The organism is Winogradskyella helgolandensis (assembly GCF_013404085.1).
GTDB lineage: Bacteria > Bacteroidota > Bacteroidia > Flavobacteriales > Flavobacteriaceae > Winogradskyella > Winogradskyella helgolandensis.
Genome location: NZ_JABFHO010000001.1, coordinates 875,983 through 897,563, shown reverse-complemented (window position 1 = coordinate 897,563; position 21,581 = coordinate 875,983). Strand labels below are relative to the sequence as shown.

At 32.5% G+C, this 21,581-nt stretch carries 24 protein-coding genes; 4 read left to right on the top strand and 20 right to left on the bottom strand.

Annotated elements, in window-relative coordinates:
- Positions 1-52: 52 nt before the first annotated feature.
- From atpH to HM992_RS03585, 14 genes are all read right to left on the bottom strand, one after another.
- A complete protein-coding gene (atpH, locus tag HM992_RS03650; protein ID WP_179318748.1) occupies positions 53-589 on the bottom strand; it encodes an ATP synthase F1 subunit delta in 537 nt (178 codons plus the stop codon).
- A gap of 6 nt (positions 590-595) precedes the next feature.
- Positions 596-1,096 (bottom strand): F0F1 ATP synthase subunit B, encoded by a 501-nt coding sequence (locus HM992_RS03645; protein WP_178986362.1) that lies wholly within the window; start codon positions 1,094-1,096, stop codon positions 596-598.
- Positions 1,097-1,194: 98 nt separating this feature from the next.
- Positions 1,195-1,395: an ATP synthase F0 subunit C gene (atpE, locus tag HM992_RS03640; RefSeq protein WP_020896353.1), complete on the bottom strand. Its 201-nt coding sequence runs from the start codon at positions 1,393-1,395 to the stop codon at positions 1,195-1,197.
- A 38-nt stretch (positions 1,396-1,433) separates the two neighbouring features.
- Positions 1,434-2,609 (bottom strand): F0F1 ATP synthase subunit A, encoded by a 1,176-nt coding sequence (gene atpB, locus HM992_RS03635; protein WP_179318747.1) that lies wholly within the window; start codon positions 2,607-2,609, stop codon positions 1,434-1,436.
- An 88-nt stretch (positions 2,610-2,697) separates the two neighbouring features.
- Positions 2,698-3,090 (bottom strand): DUF6168 family protein, encoded by a 393-nt coding sequence (locus tag HM992_RS03630; RefSeq protein ID WP_179318746.1) that lies wholly within the window; start codon positions 3,088-3,090, stop codon positions 2,698-2,700.
- On the bottom strand, positions 3,083-3,301 hold the full coding sequence (locus HM992_RS19875; RefSeq protein WP_244954718.1) for an AtpZ/AtpI family protein: 219 nt from the start codon (positions 3,299-3,301) through the stop codon (positions 3,083-3,085). Before HM992_RS19875 ends, HM992_RS03630 begins: the two co-directional genes overlap by 8 nt.
- A complete protein-coding gene (locus tag HM992_RS03620; protein WP_178986365.1) occupies positions 3,285-3,719 on the bottom strand; it encodes a bactofilin family protein in 435 nt (144 codons plus the stop codon). Before HM992_RS03620 ends, HM992_RS19875 begins: the two co-directional genes overlap by 17 nt.
- A 17-nt stretch (positions 3,720-3,736) precedes the next feature.
- The gene (porW, locus tag HM992_RS03615; protein WP_179318745.1) at positions 3,737-6,313 is read right to left on the bottom strand and encodes a type IX secretion system periplasmic lipoprotein PorW/SprE; all 2,577 of its coding nucleotides are present in this window, start codon (positions 6,311-6,313) and stop codon (positions 3,737-3,739) included.
- 449 nt (positions 6,314-6,762) lie between these two features.
- Complete coding sequence (locus tag HM992_RS03610) at positions 6,763-7,485, bottom strand: ABC transporter ATP-binding protein (protein ID WP_179318744.1); 723 nt, start codon at positions 7,483-7,485, stop codon at positions 6,763-6,765.
- Between the two features lie 14 nt (positions 7,486-7,499).
- Positions 7,500-8,978, bottom strand: coding sequence for a DUF5687 family protein (locus HM992_RS03605; RefSeq protein ID WP_179318743.1), 1,479 nt, complete (start codon positions 8,976-8,978; stop codon positions 7,500-7,502).
- Between the two features lie 51 nt (positions 8,979-9,029).
- Positions 9,030-9,758 carry a hypothetical protein gene (locus tag HM992_RS03600; RefSeq protein ID WP_229720437.1) on the bottom strand — a complete coding sequence of 243 codons (729 nt, stop codon included), beginning with the start codon at positions 9,756-9,758 and terminating at the stop codon, positions 9,030-9,032.
- Complete coding sequence (locus HM992_RS03595; protein ID WP_179318742.1) at positions 9,759-10,481, bottom strand: hypothetical protein; 723 nt, start codon at positions 10,479-10,481, stop codon at positions 9,759-9,761. It abuts the gene before it with no gap.
- Between the two features lie 3 nt (positions 10,482-10,484).
- The gene (locus HM992_RS03590; protein WP_179318741.1) at positions 10,485-11,132 is read right to left on the bottom strand and encodes a hypothetical protein; all 648 of its coding nucleotides are present in this window, start codon (positions 11,130-11,132) and stop codon (positions 10,485-10,487) included.
- A gap of 46 nt (positions 11,133-11,178) precedes the next feature.
- Entirely contained in the window at positions 11,179-11,511 is a 333-nt protein-coding gene (locus tag HM992_RS03585) for a PadR family transcriptional regulator (RefSeq protein ID WP_179318740.1), read from the bottom strand.
- A gap of 128 nt (positions 11,512-11,639) precedes the next feature.
- Here HM992_RS03585 and HM992_RS03580 point away from each other — a divergent pair, with 128 nt between their 5' ends.
- The gene (locus HM992_RS03580) at positions 11,640-12,698 is read left to right on the top strand and encodes a ferredoxin--NADP reductase (protein ID WP_179318739.1); all 1,059 of its coding nucleotides are present in this window, start codon (positions 11,640-11,642) and stop codon (positions 12,696-12,698) included.
- A gap of 248 nt (positions 12,699-12,946) precedes the next feature.
- Here HM992_RS03580 and HM992_RS03575 read toward each other — a convergent pair whose 3' ends face one another.
- Positions 12,947-13,963 carry a glycosyltransferase family 9 protein gene (locus tag HM992_RS03575; RefSeq protein WP_229720436.1) on the bottom strand — a complete coding sequence of 339 codons (1,017 nt, stop codon included), beginning with the start codon at positions 13,961-13,963 and terminating at the stop codon, positions 12,947-12,949.
- A 48-nt stretch (positions 13,964-14,011) separates the two neighbouring features.
- On the bottom strand, positions 14,012-14,620 hold the full coding sequence (locus tag HM992_RS03570) for a DUF4254 domain-containing protein (RefSeq protein ID WP_179318738.1): 609 nt from the start codon (positions 14,618-14,620) through the stop codon (positions 14,012-14,014).
- A 72-nt stretch (positions 14,621-14,692) separates the two neighbouring features.
- On the opposite strand from HM992_RS03570, the gene upp reads away from it, so the two are divergent.
- Positions 14,693-15,352, top strand: a complete 660-nt coding sequence (upp, locus tag HM992_RS03565) for a uracil phosphoribosyltransferase (protein ID WP_178986374.1) — start codon at positions 14,693-14,695, stop codon at positions 15,350-15,352.
- Here upp and HM992_RS03560 read toward each other — a convergent pair.
- Complete coding sequence (locus HM992_RS03560) at positions 15,341-16,258, bottom strand: DUF6427 family protein (protein ID WP_179318737.1); 918 nt, start codon at positions 16,256-16,258, stop codon at positions 15,341-15,343. The genes upp and HM992_RS03560 overlap by 12 nt on opposite strands.
- A gap of 227 nt (positions 16,259-16,485) precedes the next feature.
- Here HM992_RS03560 and HM992_RS03555 point away from each other — a divergent pair, with 227 nt between their 5' ends.
- On the top strand, positions 16,486-16,713 hold the full coding sequence (locus HM992_RS03555) for a DUF6341 family protein (protein WP_178986376.1): 228 nt from the start codon (positions 16,486-16,488) through the stop codon (positions 16,711-16,713).
- Here HM992_RS03555 and purD read toward each other — a convergent pair.
- Positions 16,708-17,979: a phosphoribosylamine--glycine ligase gene (purD, locus tag HM992_RS03550; protein WP_179321026.1), complete on the bottom strand. Its 1,272-nt coding sequence runs from the start codon at positions 17,977-17,979 to the stop codon at positions 16,708-16,710. The genes HM992_RS03555 and purD overlap by 6 nt on opposite strands.
- A gap of 84 nt (positions 17,980-18,063) precedes the next feature.
- Between purD and HM992_RS03545 the strand changes: the two genes are divergently transcribed.
- Positions 18,064-19,371 (top strand): phenylacetate--CoA ligase family protein, encoded by a 1,308-nt coding sequence (locus HM992_RS03545; RefSeq protein ID WP_179318736.1) that lies wholly within the window; start codon positions 18,064-18,066, stop codon positions 19,369-19,371.
- Here HM992_RS03545 and HM992_RS03540 read toward each other — a convergent pair.
- Positions 19,361-20,134: a glycosyltransferase family 2 protein gene (locus HM992_RS03540; protein WP_178986378.1), complete on the bottom strand. Its 774-nt coding sequence runs from the start codon at positions 20,132-20,134 to the stop codon at positions 19,361-19,363. The genes HM992_RS03545 and HM992_RS03540 overlap by 11 nt on opposite strands.
- Before the next feature lie 8 nt (positions 20,135-20,142).
- Positions 20,143-21,555, bottom strand: coding sequence for an exopolysaccharide biosynthesis polyprenyl glycosylphosphotransferase (locus HM992_RS03535; protein ID WP_179318735.1), 1,413 nt, complete (start codon positions 21,553-21,555; stop codon positions 20,143-20,145).
- Positions 21,556-21,581 lie beyond the last annotated feature (26 nt).

The window sequence follows — 21,581 nt, the reverse complement described above, 5'->3', positions numbered from 1 at the left end:
AGTCTTTAGTTTTTAGTCGTTAGTTTTTAGAAAGATACCGACTTATAACTTATTAATTTAATGTAAATTCTTTTTTTAATGTATTCAGTTTGTTTGAAATACTAGCATTATACTGAATATCTCCAACTCTTAATATGAAACCACCTAAAATGCTTTCATCAATAATATTTTTTAACTCTGCGTCTTTACCTGTAAGCTCTTTAACTTTAGCTAGCACTTTCGTTTTTAACTCATCAGTTAAAGGAATTGCTGTTGTAACCGTAGCTACTTGGCTTCCTCTTTGCTCATCGTATAAATAGATATAACTTGATGCCACATCATTTAATAAAGGTAATCTCTTATTTGCGATTAACGTATCTATTAAATTAGTAGTTGCAACGTTTGCATCCTTAAATACAGCTAACAATACAGCCTTTTTATCTGAAGATGTTACTACAGGACTTTGAAGCATCTGATTTAAATCTTCACTCTGAGCGATAGTATCAGTGATTAATTTCATATCACCACTTACCGCTTCCCCAGATTTTTGATCTGTTGCTAAACTTAAAACCGCTTTAGCATATCTTATTGCTGCTCTTGATCCTAACATAACTAATTAGTTTAAAGTTGCTTCACCTAACATATCCTCAATCAATTTTACTTGCTTGTCTTTGTTAGATAATTCGTTACGCACTACTTTTTCTGCAATCTCTAAAGATAAACCTGCAACATGACTCTTTAATTCAGCCATAGCTGCTTTCTTTTCGCTTACAATTGCTTCCTGTGCTTGCGCAATCATTTTGTTAGCTTGTGATTGTGCTTGTGTTTCAGCATCTGCTATCATTTTGCTTTTAAGCTCACGTGCTTCTTTAAGCATTGTTTCTCTTTCTAATCTTGCTTCTTGTAATAACTTTTGGTTATCAGCCTGAAGATTAGCCATTTCACGTTTCGCTTTTTCTGCTGCATCTAAAGCACCTTGAATACCTTCTTCTCTTTCATTTAAAGACGTCAAAATTGGTTTCCAAGCAAACTTCACCATCAACGCTATTAGCGCCAACATCAATATTGTTGATACTACAAATAAACCTGGTGAAAAATCGTTTAATAATGTTTCCATCCTATTAACTAATTAGGTGTTAATTCTTTTTTTAATTTAAAAACACGTCCTGCAACCAACCGTTACAGGATAGTGTTTTTGTAAATTTGATTTGGTTCTTATTTTCCTAAGAATAAAGCACCAAATGCTAAACCTTCTAAAAGTGCTGCAACAATAATCATTGCTGTTTGGATTTTACCTGCCGCTTCTGGTTGACGAGCAATACCTTCCATTGCTTTACCACCGATTTGACCAAGTCCAATACCTGCTCCGATTACGATTAATCCTGCTCCAATTAAATTGTAAGTTACTGGTTCCATAAAAATTGATATATAAAATTAAATTAAAAAAATTCTTGTTAAATAAAATCTCCTCTCACATCTTCTACATCTGAAGAAATTTCGTGAGCATGCTCTTCATGCTCATGATCGTGTTCTGCTACAGCCATTCCAATAAATAAAGCTGAAAGCATTGTAAAAATATACGCTTGTAAAAACGCTACTAATAATTCGATTAATAAAAGGAAAAATGATAATACAAACGATAAACTAGTTGCACCAACAACACCTAAAGATTCTTTAAGTGTAAACATGATAGCTATTAAACTCATTAATACAATGTGCCCTGCAGAAATATTTGCAAACAAACGTACTAATAATGAAAAAGGCTTAATGATAAACGCACCTACCAATTCGATAACCGCTAATATTGGCTTCACAAAAATTGGCACTCCTGGCATCCATAATATATGCATCCAATAATCTTTATTACCACTTATAGTATAAATAATAAGCGTAAAGATTGCTAAACATGCTGTTACTGCTAATTGACCTGTAACGTTAAAACCTAATGGCGTTAAACCAGCTAAGTTTAATATCCATATAAAGAAAAATACAGTTAATAAGTAACCTGTAAATTTACGGTAGTGCTTTTCCCCAATATTTGGACGTGCAATTTCATCACGCACATAGAGTACTAATGGCTCTAAAATACGTCCGAAACCTGTAGGGATTTGTTTTTTCTTGTATTGTTTTGCTAACCTAGAGAACCAGAACAACATTAGTAAACCTATTAATAAGATACCAACAACACTTTTTGTGATTGAAAAGTCTAGAACCTTTGTTCCGTTAGTAGCATGATGATCTGCATCAAAATTAACAGCAGTAGCATCTTTTTCTAATTCGTAGATTTTTGAATGAATCTTTGTAAACTTAAGTCCGTTTTTTTCAACGACAACTTTACCTTCATCATCATGATGAAACTCAGAAGACATAAACGTCACCAATCCTTCTGATGACCAAAGTATTACTGGTAGCGAAACACCAAAATGTTTGCGTTCACCAGAATCATCGGTGTACGAAAACAAATTAAAATCGTGTGAGTCTTTTAAGTGATGTAGAATATAGGCTTCTACGTTCTGTTTTCCAGAAACTTGACCACCATCTCCACTAGCACTATAAGCAAAAATAGATGTTGGTAAAAACATCAAAATTGCTATTGCTAAACATTTTAAACTGTGTTGAACTATCCTCATTGTAATAAACTCTAAAAAATACTCTTCTCAAATTCCGTGCAAAAGTACGGAATTTATTAAAATAACAATATGTTTTTATATCTATTATTTATTTGTCGATTTTTGAGAGAATTTTTACGATAAAATACACTTCTAAGCCTAAGAACAAGAGTAATGGAGCCAAAAGGCTCAGTCGCTCTGCCATACTTAATACCTCTATATTGAATACAGAATCTTTAAAAGCGACATAAAACAGAACACCTTTTATAAAAAGTGTTGGTAGGTAAATAAAACCCAACTGTGTTTCTAAGTTTTTTAGAAGTGAGAAGAATTGAAAATGGACACATATTAATAATGATGCCATAGCAAAAAAAACATTGGTGTCCCACAAATTAAATCTAATAACAGTTTTATACTGACTAATTAAATACTCTTGGGAATAATGAATAATTAAAAATAGCATCCCAAACGATACTATGTAGCTTAGTAGTGATTTAATCATCTTCTTTAGACATTTTAATAACTTGAGAAATTACCAAATACATGGACAGAAAAACTGAAAGGAGTGTTATTGTAGTTTCTAAATAATCCTTGTCATACTTTGCATCTAGCCATTGACCTAAATAATTTCCAAGAAAAATAGTGCCTCCCATTTGAAACGCCACAGATGTAAACCTAATAAACTTGTTAGGCCCTTTATTTGCTTTGGACACTTTGAGCTTGTGTAGATTGCTGCTTAACGGGCTCAGATAATGATTTAACTGTCCCTTTCATACTACAAGTCGCATTAAACGTTGCTCCTGGCTCAACGGCTAATTTGGTAATATGAACCTCACCTTCAATATGTGCTGTGGATTTTAATGATAATGTTCCAGATAATATAAGCTTACCTGAAAATTTACCTTCAAAATCAGCATTTTCACCTTGTAAAGTACCTTTTATATAACCTGATTTTCCTACCACCACTTTACCAGAAGTCTTTACGTTACCTTCAACAGTTCCGTCAATTCTAAATGGGCCTTGGCTTGCAATGTCACCTACAATTTTAGTGCCTTGCGCTATAATATTTTGTTGCGTAGTTGATTCCATAGTTGATTGGTCTTTTTGTTTTTTTCTGTCTGGAGAAAACATGTTGATTTGGTTTTAAATTACTGTAATTCTAAATACGCGATTAAGTTTTTATGCCGTTGGATAATCGCATAATTTGGCGACGAAATAGCAAAGTAAGGTCGGGTAATTTTTGGTTTTATAACACGTCCTCTTTTATCTTTTTCTTCTGATTTAAGCAATTCTCCAAATCCCTTTGCCCCATTAATACTTTTAAGACCATGCACTACCACAAAGGTTGTATTTTTATCGTAAAGGTCTTTTGATACCGTAAGATCAAAGTATTCTATTTTCGCTACTTCCTCGTTTAAAGTCGTAATAAAGGCTTCGATATCTTCACCTGAATTATTTTCAAATTGAAATATCACATTGAATTTATCCGCATCATCATCTGATACAAATTCCTTTTTTGCTAAAACAGGAATGGCATCTTTTAAAATTTCTTGTGCTTTTTTACCTTCTTCAGTATTGGCATAAGTTAATGCAATATAGTTAATCCCTTCTTTATAAGCTTCAAAGCCATAAAGCCGCCCTTTAGCCGAGGCTTTTAAGATTTCAAACTTTGGCACAAAATCGTCACCTTCAAATCTTTTAATCTGCGCTTCAGCTTCCGTAATTACGCCTTCATAATCTTCGTTTTCGAATTGTTTGTAGAGTTTTGTATAAATGGCTTCAGGACTGTTTTCATCCTTAGATAATTCGGATTGTGGATTTAATAGAATTTCAGCATAGCGCGATTCCGGATAGTCTTGGATAATCGCTATTTTCATAGCTTCTGCCTTTTGATTTAATCCTAATTCTATATAAATACGGTACAGGTTATATTTTGAAGGTAATATTAATCGGTCTTCAGGATTGTTTATTAAAAGATTTTCTAGCTTAGATTTTGCAAGTTGAAACTCTTTAAATTTTTCTTTATAAATAATTCCTAATTGATAATACGCATAGTTTCGTTCTGTAGCAATGCTATCAATTTCACTTTGACGTGTTGGCAATGACGCCAAATAGGTTTCAGGGTCAAAACGTTTGTCTTTAATCGTTATATCTGCTAACTCATCTTCTTTTGTCGTATTCTCAATATCCGCTCGTTGGTCATTAAATCTCCAATTATCCTGTAGTTTACGTTCTCCCCAAAGTTTTAAAAATTCATTTTTACCATAAGCTACGGTAGTTGTATTATAAAAATAAAAGCTACTAGCACTATTGCCTATTCCGCTAGAAGGAGTCACTCTAGAGGTTCCTGGTGGAGTTCTTAAACTTCTTGAAGCTGTTTTATTATTTTGATCTAATCCTGTCGCTGGAGCTGCCTGATTTTTTTGTCTTTCTAAAGCTTCTTCTTGTTGCTTTTGTGCCTCTAAAGCTTTTAGCTGAAGATCTTCTGCGTATTTTGTATAGAGTGCTAATTGCTCCGATTTTGGCAAACTTACCATTCTTAAAATACTATCATTGGTTTGCGCAATACCTTCATAATATATAACATCATCAAGATTTTCGCGCTTCTTTTTTATAATTCGGTAGGGCTTTGTGTTGACAACCATTGCTGTCATTGTACTATCGTAATACGCTCCTGCGGTTTTATAAACATTTCTATCAAAATACATGTTCCCCAAAGTTTCATAACTAAGCGCTCTTAAATACTTATCTGAGGTTGTTTTTCTAAGTGATTTATTGTAATATACTTCAGAAATGCTATCTGATGTATTATTGCGATGATACTCTGCAATACGGTAATAAATTTTATCTAGAAACGGTCTGTTTTCTCTGTTTTCTTCTAATTCTGTAAGGTATTCTTCAAACTCAATTTGATCACCGTTTAATGCATCAAAATTATTTGATTTTTCGATATGCGCATTGATATAAAATGATCTTGGTATTTGACGATGCATATCTATAATAGCATCAAATTCTATATTAGCACTATCTTTTTTTCCGAATTCATTATACAATTGCCCTTTAATAAAATGGTAACGCGCTTTTTCTCTTTTAACCTTTGTGTTCTCAGCTGCAATAGCGAGCTGAGCTAATGCACTGTCTTTAGATTTTATATTGATATAAGCTTGGGCCAAAGCTGCTGTAGCATCTGCTAAATCTTGCCCTTCAATTTCTTCTTCTTTTAACAAGCGTTTCAGTTTCTCTATAGCACCAGCATCATTATCTAAGCGCATACTCGTTTTTTCGCGCCAGATTTTAACTTGATTAATTTTATCGCTTGTTGGATATTTATTTAAAATATTGTTGAAAGCAGCCATTGCTGGTACAAAACGCTGATCAAAATAACGTGCTTGTCCTAAAAGTAAATACGCCTCATCTATCTGCGTATTTTTTTCTTTTCCGTCAATATTCATTCCGTGCACCTGAATCGCTTTTATCGCTTTTTCTTCGGCGCGTTCAAAATCGGCATTTTTGGTTTGTCCTGGTAGAAAGATATCTTCGGACACATTCATGCGCTCCACAGGCAAAAGGTCCCAGAAGTTTTCTGTGAACTCATTGTTCACTCCATCTTTTCCTCGTTCTAATGCAATATTTCCGTTATAAAGCACATTGTATTTTGTGCCCATAGCGTGAAAATTTCTGTTAATGAATTTATCCTTTTTACGCGAACAACTTTGGGTAAGCATTACCACGCAACATAGAGATAATATAATTTTGTAATAGGTTTTCAAACGTTGGTTCTATTTAGATTGATATCCAATTTAATATGGAAATATCGTATTATAGATAACTTAAAAACACCCTGTTTAGTGTGTTATGTGGTAAAAATAAGGATCTTTTTGAATTTGAGGCTGAATTTTAGAAGATATTAGACCGCTTCGCTGTTAGAATCAAGAATAAAGACTTGATTGTAGTTTGTTTGGGATTATTAGATGAATTAAAAAATTAATATTCACGCGAAGTCGCGGAAACGCAAAGACCTACTCTTGCATAAAAAAATTGACATGAAAATGATTTTCATGCCAATTTGAATTATTTCTGAAATGAATAGCGCTTTAAAGCCATACATTCGTATTGGACGTTACAGGAACAAGCCTCTTATTGTTCTTACGCTGATTTAAATCTGTTGTATTTTTTATTCCTCTTCTTGAGAAGCCATGGCAGTGCTTCCAAAATGCGCCTCTAATTCCTTCAACGTGGCAGGATTGGTTTCTAAATCTTTAATCACATTTCCCTTTTCTAATACAACGATACGCTCACAAACATCTGTAACGTGGGTTAGATCGTGACTAGATACTAAAACAGTAACTCCTTGTTTTTCGGCTAAGTCTTTAATGATTTGTTTTAGTCGTATTTGAGTTGTTGGATCTAAATTAGCAAAGGGTTCATCTAAAATAATAACTTCCGGATGACCAATAAGTGCCGCCACAATACCTGCTTTCTTTTGATTTCCTTTACTTAAATCTCTAAGATATTTTTTCTTTCCAATGATTTCTCCGTTAAAGAAATCTTCAAACTTTGATGTTAACGTATCTACATCGGCTTTATTCTGACCACGAAGTTCTCCTATGAAATAGAAATATTCTTCTGGTGTTAAATAGCCAATTAAAAAGCTTTCATCAATAAATGATGATGTAAATGGTTTCCAATCTTCACTTTCATCTACAACAACATTATTACTAGTGATACTTCCTGTGGTAGGTTTAATTAAATCGAGAAGCAAACTAAAATACGTTGTTTTTCCTGCTCCATTATTCCCTACCAAACCAAAACTTTGGCCTTTAGGAATGGTTAATTCTTCAATCTTTAGAACGGTTGTTCCGTTATATGTTTTTGAAAGGTCTTTTGTATATATCATGGTCTGTGAATGTATTAGTTATCTTGACTAAAGGCGTCAATCATTTTGTATTTTGAATCGAGATATCGTTTAGTAATGCCTTTCATTAATTTCTTATGAAACACAATACCTGCAACACCTAGAAGGATTAATAAAGCTGATGCGGCTTCAAAACCAACAAGCCAATTGATCACCCCAAATAAAGCCATTGGAATTAACATTAACGGAATTCCGATGATCCATTGTACAGCTCCTGTCCCTTGATAGTTAAAGGCTGCTTTTTTATCTAAATCAATCTTTTTTCTATTGAATGATCCACCATAAAGAATAACATGAGTATTAACACCAATGTTATAAATAGCTGCGGCAAAATGGGCAATTAAAATTTTATATCCGAAATACACATAAGGAATTCCCAATACAAAAAGAAGCACCACACTTATAACCATTAAGATAAATTTTGAACGTAAATATTGCTCGTATTTAATATTTTGGCTCATTAGTAATTTGTAGTAACCACTATCCCAAGCCGGAATGAATTGCCCGAAATTAATAAGGAAGAATCCCGTAGAAAATATTCCGATAAAGGCATACATAAATTCCATTTTCAAAAACTGTGGCTGTGGATAAAAGAACAAGCCGTAAAGCACACCAACCACTAACAGCATAGCCATTGATTTGGTTCGTTTGTTTCTCCAAATCAATTTTAAATCGAGTTTCATAAATGGTGCAATGTCACCAAAACGTTCTGTCCATGATAAGTCTGAAGCATTAACTTCTGTAACTTTAGATTTTAAAGAGCTATCTAAAAACAGCTTCTCTCTTAAAATTTTAAAGTTGAAAATGTAGCATGCAACTAAGATCGCTATAGGAATTAAAACCAAAATTGGATTACCTGCAATAGCCAAGAATCCACTACCAATTAATGTTGTTAATGGTAAGATTCCAAAATAATTTAAAGTAAATAGCACTCCTACAATCGCAACTATAGGCAAAAATGATAATTCAGAACTAGCCGAAAATGCTTCAATTATAAAGTTTATGAAATTTATAATAAGCACTACAACAATCATTGTAAACATCCATGTTAATATCATTGACGTATCATAACCTTCTCCGATTAAGATGATACTAAACGGAATAATAGCAAATAAGGGCAGAAAGTTAAAAAATGATACTGCCGATTTTCCTAAAACATAATTCACCACTGTTGAACGCTTTATGGGAAGCGTTAATAAGGGTTTCACACTCATTACAGGAAGCTTTTGCAAAAAGAATCGCATTAGCAAATCTCCAATAATCCAATAAAACAGATAGTTGTTTGCGATGATAAATGGGTCTTGATCTGGAAATGCCTTCCTTAGTAAAAAGAACAATCCGAATCCTAATGCGGCAAAAGAAACAACAAAATAAAGCGCAAAAAATACCATTAAGATATTGATGACCATATTTTTTTGCCAATACGACGAACGAAAATATTGTTTCCATTCAAGATTGAGAAAATGTTTTATCATAATGTAATGATGGGTTGGTTTATGTAGTAAGTATTAAAAAACAGGAATTTGTTACAAACTAAATTCTGGGTAGGTTTCGTTGAGTAGTTTTTCGGCTTTGTTGGGTATGAGTTCAAAGCTGATATAATTGATTAAAACTAAAGCTGTAAACGCCAATGATAAACCAAGGACAGCATATATGTTAGTTAAAAATTCATCTGAGATTATAAACATATTATAAATCTGAGATAGAAAAATTAACGATGTTGCTCCGGCTTGTTTATAGATCATTTCTTCCAACATCCATTTTTTGTTAGAAATTTCCTTTCTGCGTCTAAACTGTCTATTCAGCTGAATAGATTTATACATAACCCATGAGGCAATAAGAACATAAAGTACCACAGAAGCAATTGCTACAAATTCAGAAGAAAAAGCTAGATAAAATAACAGAAACAAGCCTATCGTTGCAATAATTTGTGGTAGCTCAAACCATTTCTTAAGTTCAGTCCACATATAACGCATGTAGCGTTTATTCATAGCTTTTGCTTTTTGTTCAATAGCATCCATAAAACCAAATATGCCAAATTTCTTAAAGGCTTTGTTTTTGGCATCCTCAAAAGTGAGCTTGGGCAGAACTTGCCATTGTGCTTCTATGTCATTAGCTAAATGATCTACGAGTTCGGTTTGTAAGTCGTAGTGCTCTACAAAATGTTGTCTTGTGAAGGCGTAGAGGTCTTGTATTTGGGATTCGCTTAATTTCATGTGATTATTCTTATTGTTTTTAATGGACACATGTTTCATTTATAAAAACTTAAGGTTAAAAGTTGTCTTATTCTCTTTATATATGTTCTGATAAAGCTCAATATTAGATCTAATCATAGGATAAAATAAACATGTTACAATAACAAAAAACCCGTGAGGCATATTTACAACATTCTCATAACTATCCTTTAAGATATAAAACGAAAGATTATATAATGACCACACTGCCATCGCAGAACTTGTAGCCATTGCGAAACTTAATGATTTTCGAGTAGACTTATCTTTTATAGAATAATACACTGAATATATTGTAGGAAGCATTAAAACCAATAAACCTATAAGGAAACATAACTCTGGTTTAAATTGATAGAGCATAATAAAGAGTAAAATAATTGCCAAATACTCTAACCAGAACTTAAATGTAGAAAACTTAACTTTCAGATGGTTCCATGTCATTTTTCGGTATTTCCTTCCCAATGCTTTCTGCTTATTTCTTATGAACTTCTTAAATCCGATATTACTTTGATATAATCCGCTTTCAAATATTTTGTTTTTAGGAACACCAAATTCTATAAACTGGTTTCCAAAGCCTCTATGCACCTGAAGTAAAGCTTCATTAAAAGACATACCACCTTTCGTTATTTTCTCTTCAACCGCAGAAACAATATGATCTAGAAGTTCTAAACGCACATCCCAATACTTTACCTTGTTTTTAATAAGGTAATCGTCTATGAATTGTATTTCTTCTTTGGTTAGTTTCATGACTTATGCAAGGCTCTTATATTGTTTTTCGTAACTCTTAAATAATTTTACACTGACAATAATTAAAAGTGTTATTAGAGTTAAACCTATGCTCACGCTAGCTATAAGCCAAATCATAGTATTCGTTCCCTCTGCTTTTCTTGAGAAATTAAAAAATAGATTAGGCAGTTGGTAGAACGCATAAAATGGAAACGCTAAGCGTTCAACTACTGAAAATCTTTTTAAGCTTTTAATACTTTGATAAATAATATAAGTTACCATAAAACCTAATAAACCTATTAATGGAATAACGGAAACAAACCATTTTAAAACCTCTATACCATAATTTTGAGACAGTAAATAGAAAGCCGTACAAAACACTATAAATAATATTGGTGCCACTGGACTAAAAAACTCCTTCACTAATGCCTTCCATATCTTCTTATCGGCAGACTTTAAAAATTGTTTATTATCCTTTAAAAGTTGGGCTTTATTCTCAACCATATAACCTTTAAAGACATTATAAAAACCTCTCGTGTCCCCAGCTTCCATTCGTTCTTCGATGTCTGAAGCCACATGGTCTACCATTTCCATTCTGATATCGGCAAAAACTACATCAGAATTCTCTAGATACGTATCAATAAATTGTATGTCTTCTTTAGATAATTTCATTGTCATTTTAAATGAAGACCTGCTAGGTTTTAAAAACCTGATAGGTCTAAGCTAGTTTTGGATTCACTATAGCTTGCATCGTTTTAATGTACTCTGCTAATTCTTCAAGCTTATTAACGGTTTCTTTGGTTCCTGTTTCGGTGAGTTTGTAATATTTTCGCAGTCGGTTATCCACTTTTGCGACCTCAACATCTAGCAAACCTTCCGCTTCTAACTTATGTAATGCCGGATATAAGGCACCTTCTGTGATTTTAAGTTCTCCTTGTGTCAGTGCCTTTACCTTTTGGGTAATCTCGTAACCATACATTTTATCATGCTCATTTAATAGCTTTAAAATGATGGTTGTTAAACTTCCTTTATATAATTTTGAATTACTCATCGTATTACAAATATATACATAATTTTCTTATGTATAAGAAACTTAGGTATGTAAAAAATACCTGACAGGTTTCAAAAACCTGTCAGGTCTATGGAAGATTAGTTATCTTTGCAAAAAATTATTTTTTAATGTCACATTTTCATTCACTCACTATAAAATCAGTTGATAAAGTAACGGACAGTTCAGTAGCCATTACCTTTGACATCCCTGAGAACCTTAAGGAAAAATTTAGCTTTAAAGCCGGACAATATATTACCTTAAAAACTACTATTAATGGCGAAGACATCCGTAGAGATTATTCTATCTGTGCGTCTCAAAATAGCGGAAACGTTACTGTTGCTGTAAAAGCTGTTGAAGGTGGAACATTTTCTGTTTACGCCAACACTATCTTAAAAGCAGGTGATGTATTAGAGGTTGCAGAACCAAATGGTCGTTTTGTATTTGAAGCTAATGCTGCCAAAACCAGAACTATTGCTGCCTTTGTTGCCGGAAGCGGAATTACTCCAGTGCTTAGTATTGCTAAAACTCTTTTAGAGGAAGAACCGTTTAGTAATTTCATATTAGTTTATGGTAACAAAACGTTATCTGACGCGATGTTCATTGAAGAATTATTGCAACTAAAAAAACAATATGCTAACCGTTTTCATGCCCATTTTATTTACAGTCAATCACAAGAAACTGATGCCTTATTTGGACGCATCGAAAAAAGCACAGTAAACCTCATCGTTAAAAATAAATACAAAGGAGTTACGATTGAAAACTTCTACCTCTGTGGTCCAGAACAAATGATTCATACCGTTAAAGATGTTTTAATCGAAAATGGTGTAAAGGAAAAAGCGATTAAATTTGAATTATTTACAGCTCCTGTTGAAGCGGGTTCTGATATTGCTACTGATTTACCTTCAGGTGAAACAAAAATCAAAGTGGTGGTTGATGAAGAGGAATTCGAATTCAATATGTCACAAAAACAAACGATTCTTGAAGCCGCTTTAAAACAAGATATCGATGCCCCTTATTCTTGTCAAGGAGGAATTTGTAGTAGTTGTATTGCTAAGGTTACAGAAGGTACTGCCGAAATGCGTCAGAATAATATTTTAACAGATAGCGAAGTTGCTGAAGGATTAATTTTGACTTGCCAAGCGCATCCTACATCAACTACCGTGGCTGTTGATTATGATGACGTTTAATCTAGATTATTAGATTAGTTAGATTTTTGGATCATTGGATTCTTACTTATCTAAACATCATTTTACGTAAATTTTAAAAAACCTTAGACCTTTCAAGTTTTAAAAACCTGAAAGGTCTTTTTATGATCAAAAGTTCTCGATACGAAATTCTAAAAAACGAATGTCACTCGATCTGACGAATAGTGATTAAAAGAAATAATGTCACTTCGCGTGATTTTTGAGGCAGGAAAAAATTGTATCGAGAAGTTTTATATAACTGCTTTAATTTTTGAAATGATTTCTACTTCAGAAACACTACCAGCTGCATTCTTATAACCATCAGGGAATTTATTACCGTAAATAGAGGTAGGTATTAAAGGAAAATCTTCTCTGTCTGCGGTAAGCGCAAAATCTATAGGCTGATTGAAAGGTGCAAAACCAGCAAAAGGATGCGTTACACCCCAAATTGTAATTACTTTTTTACCCAACATTGCAGCCATGTGTGCATTACCAGAATCCATAGCGAGCATGAGATCTAAATTTGAAATAAGAAGTAGTTCTTCTTCTAAATTTAACTTTCCTGCTACAGATTTTACGCTTTGGAACTTTGCTTCAAGGTCATTTAAAATCTGAATTTCTTTGTTTCCTCCACCGAATAAAATGATGTTGTACTCTTTAGAAAGCGCCTCAATAACACGTTCCATTTGAGCTAAAGGATACATCTTACTTTCGTGTGCTGCAAAAGGTGCAATTCCAATAGTTTTGAAATCTTTATTTGAAATAAAACCATTTAATTTTTCTGATAATTGTTTTGGATTTGGAAATACAGGTTGTAATACCTCTATGGAATATCCCAAAGCTTCAAAAACATCAGCATAGCGTTGGTGTGTGGTTTTTAATTGCCGAAATAATTGACCAGTCGTAAGCGCTTTTTTTTCGGCTCGACCTTTATCTAATTGCACCACTTTTTTTCCGAAGAAAAAAAACTTTAAAATTTTACTACGTAGAACATTATGCAGATCAGCTACAGCATCAAAATTTAATGCTTTAAGTTCTTTAGATAATTTATAAAGCCCTAAAACACCTTTATGCTTGCCTTTAAAATCAGGTTCATAAACGGTTACATTTTCTAAATCTTGAAAAAAGGGTTTAAAAAAGGATCTTGTAACGACTGTTATTTTTAATTCGGGATACTGTGTTGTCAATGCTCGCAAAATAGGAACTGTCATTGCAACATCTCCCATTGCAGAAAACCTAAGGACAAGTATGTGTTTTGGTTTTTGCATAATTTTGTACAAACCTGTCAGGTTTTAAAAACCCAACAGGTTCACGAACTATTTCTGTCCCCTCAAAACAGGGTTTAGTTCATTATCATTGTACATTTTCATTTGCTTATAAACTTTCATGTACTTATCTCCATTTGAAATATCGTTAAGCATATCGTCTATCGCAGTGCTTAAATCTACACGCTGTTCTAATAAAACATTAAGTTTTGTTTGGCACGCTGCTTTATGTGCATCACTAGCATCATCTCTTACAGTTTCGAGGTGCATGTGATAAATTTTTAGTGCTAAAATTGACAAACGATCGATTGCCCAAGCTGGACTTTCAGAATTGATTTTAGCATCTGGTTTTACGGTTACGTCTTTGTATTTATTTAAAAAATAACTATCGATATATTCAACCGTATCCGTTCTATCTTGGTTAGAGGCATCAATCATTCGTTTCAACTTTAAAGCTGCTACCGGATCGATGTTTGGATCTCTAATAATATCTTCGTAAGCCCATTGAACAGTATCTATCCAAGATTTTCTATATAATAAATGCGCAATAAGATCATCGTTTTTATCATACTTGTTTGTAAAAGGCTGATCTACGGTATCTAAAACTTTATAAGTCTCAATAACCTCTTGAAATATAGCGTTTGCTTTTTGTGAAAACATAATGAAATTGATTTAATGTTTACAAATATAGTAGGAATTATTAACTTTAACGACTGAACCAATTCCCGTAATATGCAAATTCATAACCTTTCTGAAACGCCTTCAATCTTAAATACTTTTATGTCTGAACTAAGAGATAAAACAATTCAAAAAGACAGTATGCGCTTTAGAAGAAATATAGAACGTATTGGCGAAATTATGGGTTATGAATTAAGTAAATCGCTTCAGTTTGAAACTCATAATATTGAAACGCCTTTGGGAGCTTCTGAAACCGTTTTACATAAAAAAGACATTGTGCTATGTTCCATTTTAAGAGCGGGTGTTCCTCTTCATAATGGATTACTTAATTATTTTGATGCTGCGGAGAATGCTTTTATTTCAGCTTATAGACATCATAAGCACGATCCTGAAAGCTTTGAAATTATAGTAGAATATTTAGCTTGCCCTAGTTTAGAGGGTAAAACATTAATATTAGCTGATCCTATGTTAGCCACAGGACAATCAATGCTTGCAACATTTGAAGCTTTAAAACCCTTTGGCACTCCTAAAGACATTCATCTAGTAAGTATTATTGGTGCTCAAGAAGGTGTTGATTACGTGTCTAATGCTTTTGATGCTGATGTTAAACTTTGGATTGCTGCTATAGATGATAGTTTAAATGAAAAAGGATATATTATTCCAGGATTAGGTGATGCCGGTGATTTAGCCTTTGGAAACAAGTTACAACAATAAACCCACAATGGGTGCAATGACTAAAAGCGCTACAAAAACTTCCTTAAACCAACGTTCTGAAATCACTTCAATATAGTTTGCCATTATTATTGAAAAGGGAGCAAATAAAAACAGAAATTCACTTCCGTTTTTTGTAGGCGCTATAATAGCCACTAAAATAGCAATTATAGAAGCCCAAGCGATTAAGAAATAAGAGGGTTTTAATTTCTTATTTTTATCTGGAATATTTTTAAAAAAGTAAACAAGCGTCCATACATACGATGTAAATAACACTGTGAGTTTTAGAATATTTTCTTTACTATCATAAGCTGTAAAATCTAAACTTGCATACCGTTTAAAATTAGTAGGTTTTAAGTACACATCATCCACTAAAATATTATATACTAAAAGTAATATTATAACTGTTGCTGCACCCATGAAAGGAATAATAACGTTCTTAAAATCGTTTTGAGAATGGTAAATTAGTGCTACAATTACTAAAGCAAAAAACAGAATCGCCCAGAAATAGAATAAAGCCGCTAATACAATCCAGAAGGCCGCATCAAACAACTTCTTTTTAACGTGAAGGATAGAATGCAAGCTTATCAATCGTCTTAAAGCAAAAAAGATAAACAGGTTAGCCAGCAATATATTTGTGTGCATCATTGCTTCTGGAAACATCCCAAACAATAAACCAAAAGTCATAATAGCGTAACTATTTCTTTGGGTTAGATTATTTTTAGAGACAATAAAGTCAATTAAAAAAACTAAAAACAACGTAATCACCCATTTAAAAAGCGTTGCTAAAGACGTGTTTAGGTCCGAAAAAAGTAAGTTGTAGTTCGTAATTACAAATAAAAGGGAAACATAAACCGCAACAATTATGAAGTTTATGGGCTTAGATTTATTAAAAACACTTGTAATCATAAAAAGACGCTTATAAATATGCCATTTATTTTTTTATGCCTCTTTACGGACATAATTACATTATAATTTTGAACCTTAACGATGCTATGCTCAAAATTATAATCCATTCTGAACCCAAAATATCCAATAAAAATTCTAACCACACATTTATAAGAGTCTCATTTCTTTTTGTATTTTTGCTGCTCAATCCCAATTCAAAATTAGAATTGGTGTAAATTTATAAAGTTATGAGTGATTTCTTTAACGGAATAGCGGATTTATTTGTAAACGTGTTATTTGCTCCATTTGATGCACTTAAAGCATTAGAGTTAGAAAGCTGGTTTGCTGCTAATATTATGTCGTGGATATTTATGTTTATTGGCATCGTTGCATTTGTGTATTGGATGCTACAGCTTAAAAAATTCAATGATAATAATGAAGAAGACAAAAGTATATCTTCACATTCTTTTCTATAAATCAAATCCAATATCCTTACGGTAATACATCTTATCAAAATGTAGACTTTCTATACTTTGATAAGATTTTTTTATGGCTTCAGAATACGTATTGCCATAAGACGTAATTGCTATTACACGCCCACCAGACGTTATAACTTTTCCATCGTTTTCAACTGCTCCTGCATGAAAAGCTATAGAATCTGTAATATTTTCTAATCCTGTAATTTCTTTTCCTTTCTCGTAAGCTTCAGGATAACCACCAGACACCAACATTACGGTTGTTGCAGCGCGTTCATCAATATCAATAGTTACTTCTGATAATGTTTGGTTTGCCATCGCTTCAAAAATAGCTACCAAATCGGTTTTTAATCTTGGTAAAACGACTTCAGTTTCAGGATCACCCATTCTAACATTGTATTCAATTACTTTTGGATCATCTCCAACTTTAATTAAACCAATAAAAATAAACCCAACATAAGGTAAGTTATCTTTCTTTAAACCTTCTACTGTAGGTATTACAACTTGGTTTTCAATTTTATCTAAAAATTCTTTTGTCGCAAATGGCACTGGTGAAACCGCTCCCATACCACCTGTATTTAAACCTGTATCTCCTTCTCCAATACGTTTATAATCTTTAGCCGTTGGCAAAATTTTGTAATCTTTTCCGTCGGTTAAAACAAAACAACTCAATTCAATACCGTCTAAAAATTCTTCGATAACCACTTTGGTACTCGCGTCACCAAATTTAGCATCGACCAACATACTTTTGAGTTCATCTTTAGCTTCTTGTAGATCGTTTAGGATTAACACTCCTTTTCCTGCTGCTAAACCATCAGCTTTCAAAACGTATGGTGGTTTTAAAGTCTCTAAAAATTTGTAACCATCTTCTACATTAGCTTTAGTGAAACTCTCATAAGCTGCTGTGGGAATGTTATGACGCATCATAAACTCTTTAGCAAACTCTTTACTGCCTTCTAATTCTGCTGCAGCCTGTTGTGGTCCAATAACTCCAACATGCTTTATGGTATCATCTTCTAAAAAGAAATCGTGAATACCTTGTACTAATGGATCTTCTGGCCCAACGACTACCAAATCTATTTTATGTTCTAAAACCGCAGATTTAATGGCTTTAAAATCGGTAACACCAATATTTAAGTTCGTTGCAATTGCTTTTGTTCCTGAGTTTCCTGGAGCTACAAAAAGTCCCTTACAACGGTCACTTTGTGCTAATTTCCATGCAAATGTGTGTTCTCTTCCTCCTGAGCCAAGTACTAAAATATTCATGTCTAAAATTTCTTTAGGCAAAAATAATTGGTTTTAAGTTTAAAAAACAATTAATTTACGGAAACCTTAAAGGCAAAAAACACTTTGCGATTATTCGATTTTACCTTAAAAGTAAATGGCTTTGATATTGACAAGGCTAAAATTGCTTTAGCTGAAATTCAAGCGAAAAATGATTCGGAGTTTGAAACTTATATTGAAGATCAGAAAAGAGCCACTATTACGTATCATTTGGAGCATAATTCCTTCTACAAAACCTTAGGAAAATCAATTGATATCAACGATTGGAATTCAGTACCAATTATTACAAAACGACATTTACAGCAACCATTAGAACAACGCTTAAGTGATGGATTTACACCTAAAAATGTCTATATAAATAAAACATCTGGAAGCTCTGGTGATCCTTTTATTTTTGCAAAAGACAAATGGTGCCATGCGTTGACTTGGGCAGAAATTATGAACCGGTTTGGTTGGTATGGTATAGATTTTAACACATCCAAACAAGCACGATTTTATGGGATTCCTTTAGATAAAAAAGGCTATTATAAGGAACGGTTGAAGGACTATTTTAGCAATAGATTTCGATTTTCGGTGTTTGACTTGAGTGATGCTGCTTTTGAAAATGCCTTGACAAAATTTAAAAAATCTGAATTTGACTTCATCAACGGTTACACCAGTTCAATAGTTCAATTTGCTAAATTTTTAAAACAAAAAGGTTTGGTTTTAAGTCAAATTTGTCCAAATTTAAAAGTTTGTATTGTGACTTCAGAAATGTTATTTGATGATGATAAATCTCTTATGGAAACTTATTTTGGTGTGCCTGTAGTGAACGAATATGGAGCTTCTGAACTAGATTTAATTGCTTTTCAAAATCTAAAGGATGAATGGCAAGTTAATAGTGAAACCTTGTATGTTGAAATTCTAGATAAAAATAATACGGTTTTACCATATGGTGAAGAAGGTCGAATTGTTATTACCTCCTTTTTCAATAAAGCACATCCACTAATACGTTATGATGTTGGTGATGTTGGTGTCCTCAGCAAAGAAAGCACTCTCAAAAAGCCTATTTTAAAGCATCTCACTGGCAGAACAAATGATATTGTACAACTACCAAGCGGAAAAAAAGCAGCTGGACTTACATTTTACTACATTACAAAAAGCGTGATTGAAAATGATGGTAATGTTTCAGAATTTATAATTGAGCAACTGGCTTTAGATCATTTTAAAATAAAATTTGTGAGTAGAGATGAACTCTCACCTAAAAAGAGAACACTCATTACCTCAGAAATAGAACGCTACTTGGAATCTGGAATCACCGTCAGCTTTGAACGCTTAAACAAACTAAAACGCTCAAAATCCGGAAAATTAAAACAGTTTGTTTCTAAGTTATAGGCTTAATCAATCGTTTTTTTACAAACAAATGTTCATTGAAGAATTGAATTAGATATACTACAGATTTTAGGAACGAAAACCCCAAACCAACTCTATAGACATTAAAGTTGTGTTTTATAAGACTCGTTTTATTTGATGAGAGCGACCCTTCTGTAATTCTGTAATAGGCTATTGTTTTAGTAATACCTATTGCTGGCTTTTCACTTCGTTTTAAAGCTTCTAACCACAGTAACCAATCTTGCCGTTTTTTTAAATCTTTCGTGTATATTTTACCTAATTTTTCACAATTATAAATTCCTGTTAAGTTACCTATATAATTTGCTTTCAGTAGCTTTTTGTAAGTAAGTGATTTTAAAGCATGGACTTTTTTATTTAGTGGATCCCCTTCAGAATCAATCCATTCATAACTTCCAAAACAGACATCAGTATTATTGCTTTTAAGTTGTGCTACTTGTAATTGAAGTTTATTGCTTTCCCAAAGGTCGTCTGCATCTAAAAACGCAATATAATTACCCAAAGCCATTTTAGTTCCTAAATTTCTCGCCTTTGCCGCACCTTTATTATTTTTGTGGCTATATAGCTTAATTCTTGAGTCTTTATCAATATATGGCTTTAAAATAGCCTTAATCTGATCTGTAGATGCATCATCTACCAAAAGCAACTCCCAATTAGGATACGTTTGATTGAGTACACTACTAATGGTTCTCTCTATGACATTAGCATTGTTATACATCGGAGTTATGATAGAAACTAGTGGTTTCATATATTACTTTAATATGCTTTATCGTCGCCTTTAACAACGTTAATTATGGTAAGGCCAATGATTTTTAAATCTAATAAAAGTGACCAATTTTCTATGTAAAAAATATCATATTTTACTCTATTTATAATATCCTTATCGCGTTTAATTTCACCTCTATATCCTTTAATTTGTGCTAATCCTGTTACGCCTGGTTTCACATTATGTCTATAGATAAAATTGTACTTATTAATTTTCTTAGAATAATCATCGGTATACGTAAGCATGTGTGGTCTTGGACCAACTACAGACATTTCCCCTTTTAAAACGTTTATAAACTGTGGTAATTCGTCTATACTTGTTCTCCGTATAAACTTACCTATTGCAGTGACCCGTTTATCGTTTTGGCTCACATACGTTCCTTTAGATTCTTGAGTTGTGGTAAGCGATCTGTATTTATAACAATAGAATACTTTATAATTTATTCCTGTTCTTTTGTGCTTATAAAACAAAGGCCCTTTTGATTCTAACTTAATTAAAATAAATAAAAGAATAGACAGCCATGGTAATACAAAAACTATTATTAATATAGAAAATACAATATCGAATACGCGTTTAAAAAGTTTGTTGACTTCATTATTTAGAGCGACTTCTTGAATAGATAAAACAGGGATGTAGTTGTAGTAATCTGTTTTATATCGTTTGGTAATAAACTTTTTTGTGTTTGGAATAAACTTAATGTTACAGTGATGTATGTTTGCATACCTCACATACTCATTAAGTTCTTTCTCTGATAAATCTGTAATTGAACAGTAAATCTCATCAATATTGTCATTATTACTTTCTAGGTAGGCAAAGCTATCTTCAATAAAACCCGAATTGTTATCTTCTTGTGATTTACTAAAAATAGCTTTAATACTGTAGCCCAACTCTTTCTTTTCTAGAAATATTTTTTTTAATGCGTTGACACTTTCCCCATCACCAATAACAATAATATTCCTTAAGTTTCCTTTTAAATACACTCTAATAGATTTTAGAATATAATAGCTTAATAACTTAACGAAGCTAATAGCTAAAAAACTATAAACTAAATAATTTAATGTTACAGAAACCTCTATGTTAATACTTCTAAAAAATCCTTCAAAAGCATAAACTAAAAAAGTATATACAACCAATTGCTTTAAAATAAGAGAAAGAATATCTAATAAAGACGTGTATCTATAAACTTTATAAAATTTTAAGAAATGTGTAGATAAAAGCCAAAATATGACTGAGTACAATAAGTATAATATATTTTTATTATTGAACAACTCATATGAGAAAAAGTATAATTCTTGGCTATTAAAATTTAGTAAATAAAAAGCAAGAAAATTAATAACAAAGAGATCGTATATAATCAAAAATGGTCTTAAAACCCATGAATATCTTCCTCGTATAAATTCCATATGTATTTGATTATTTTAAAAGGTAT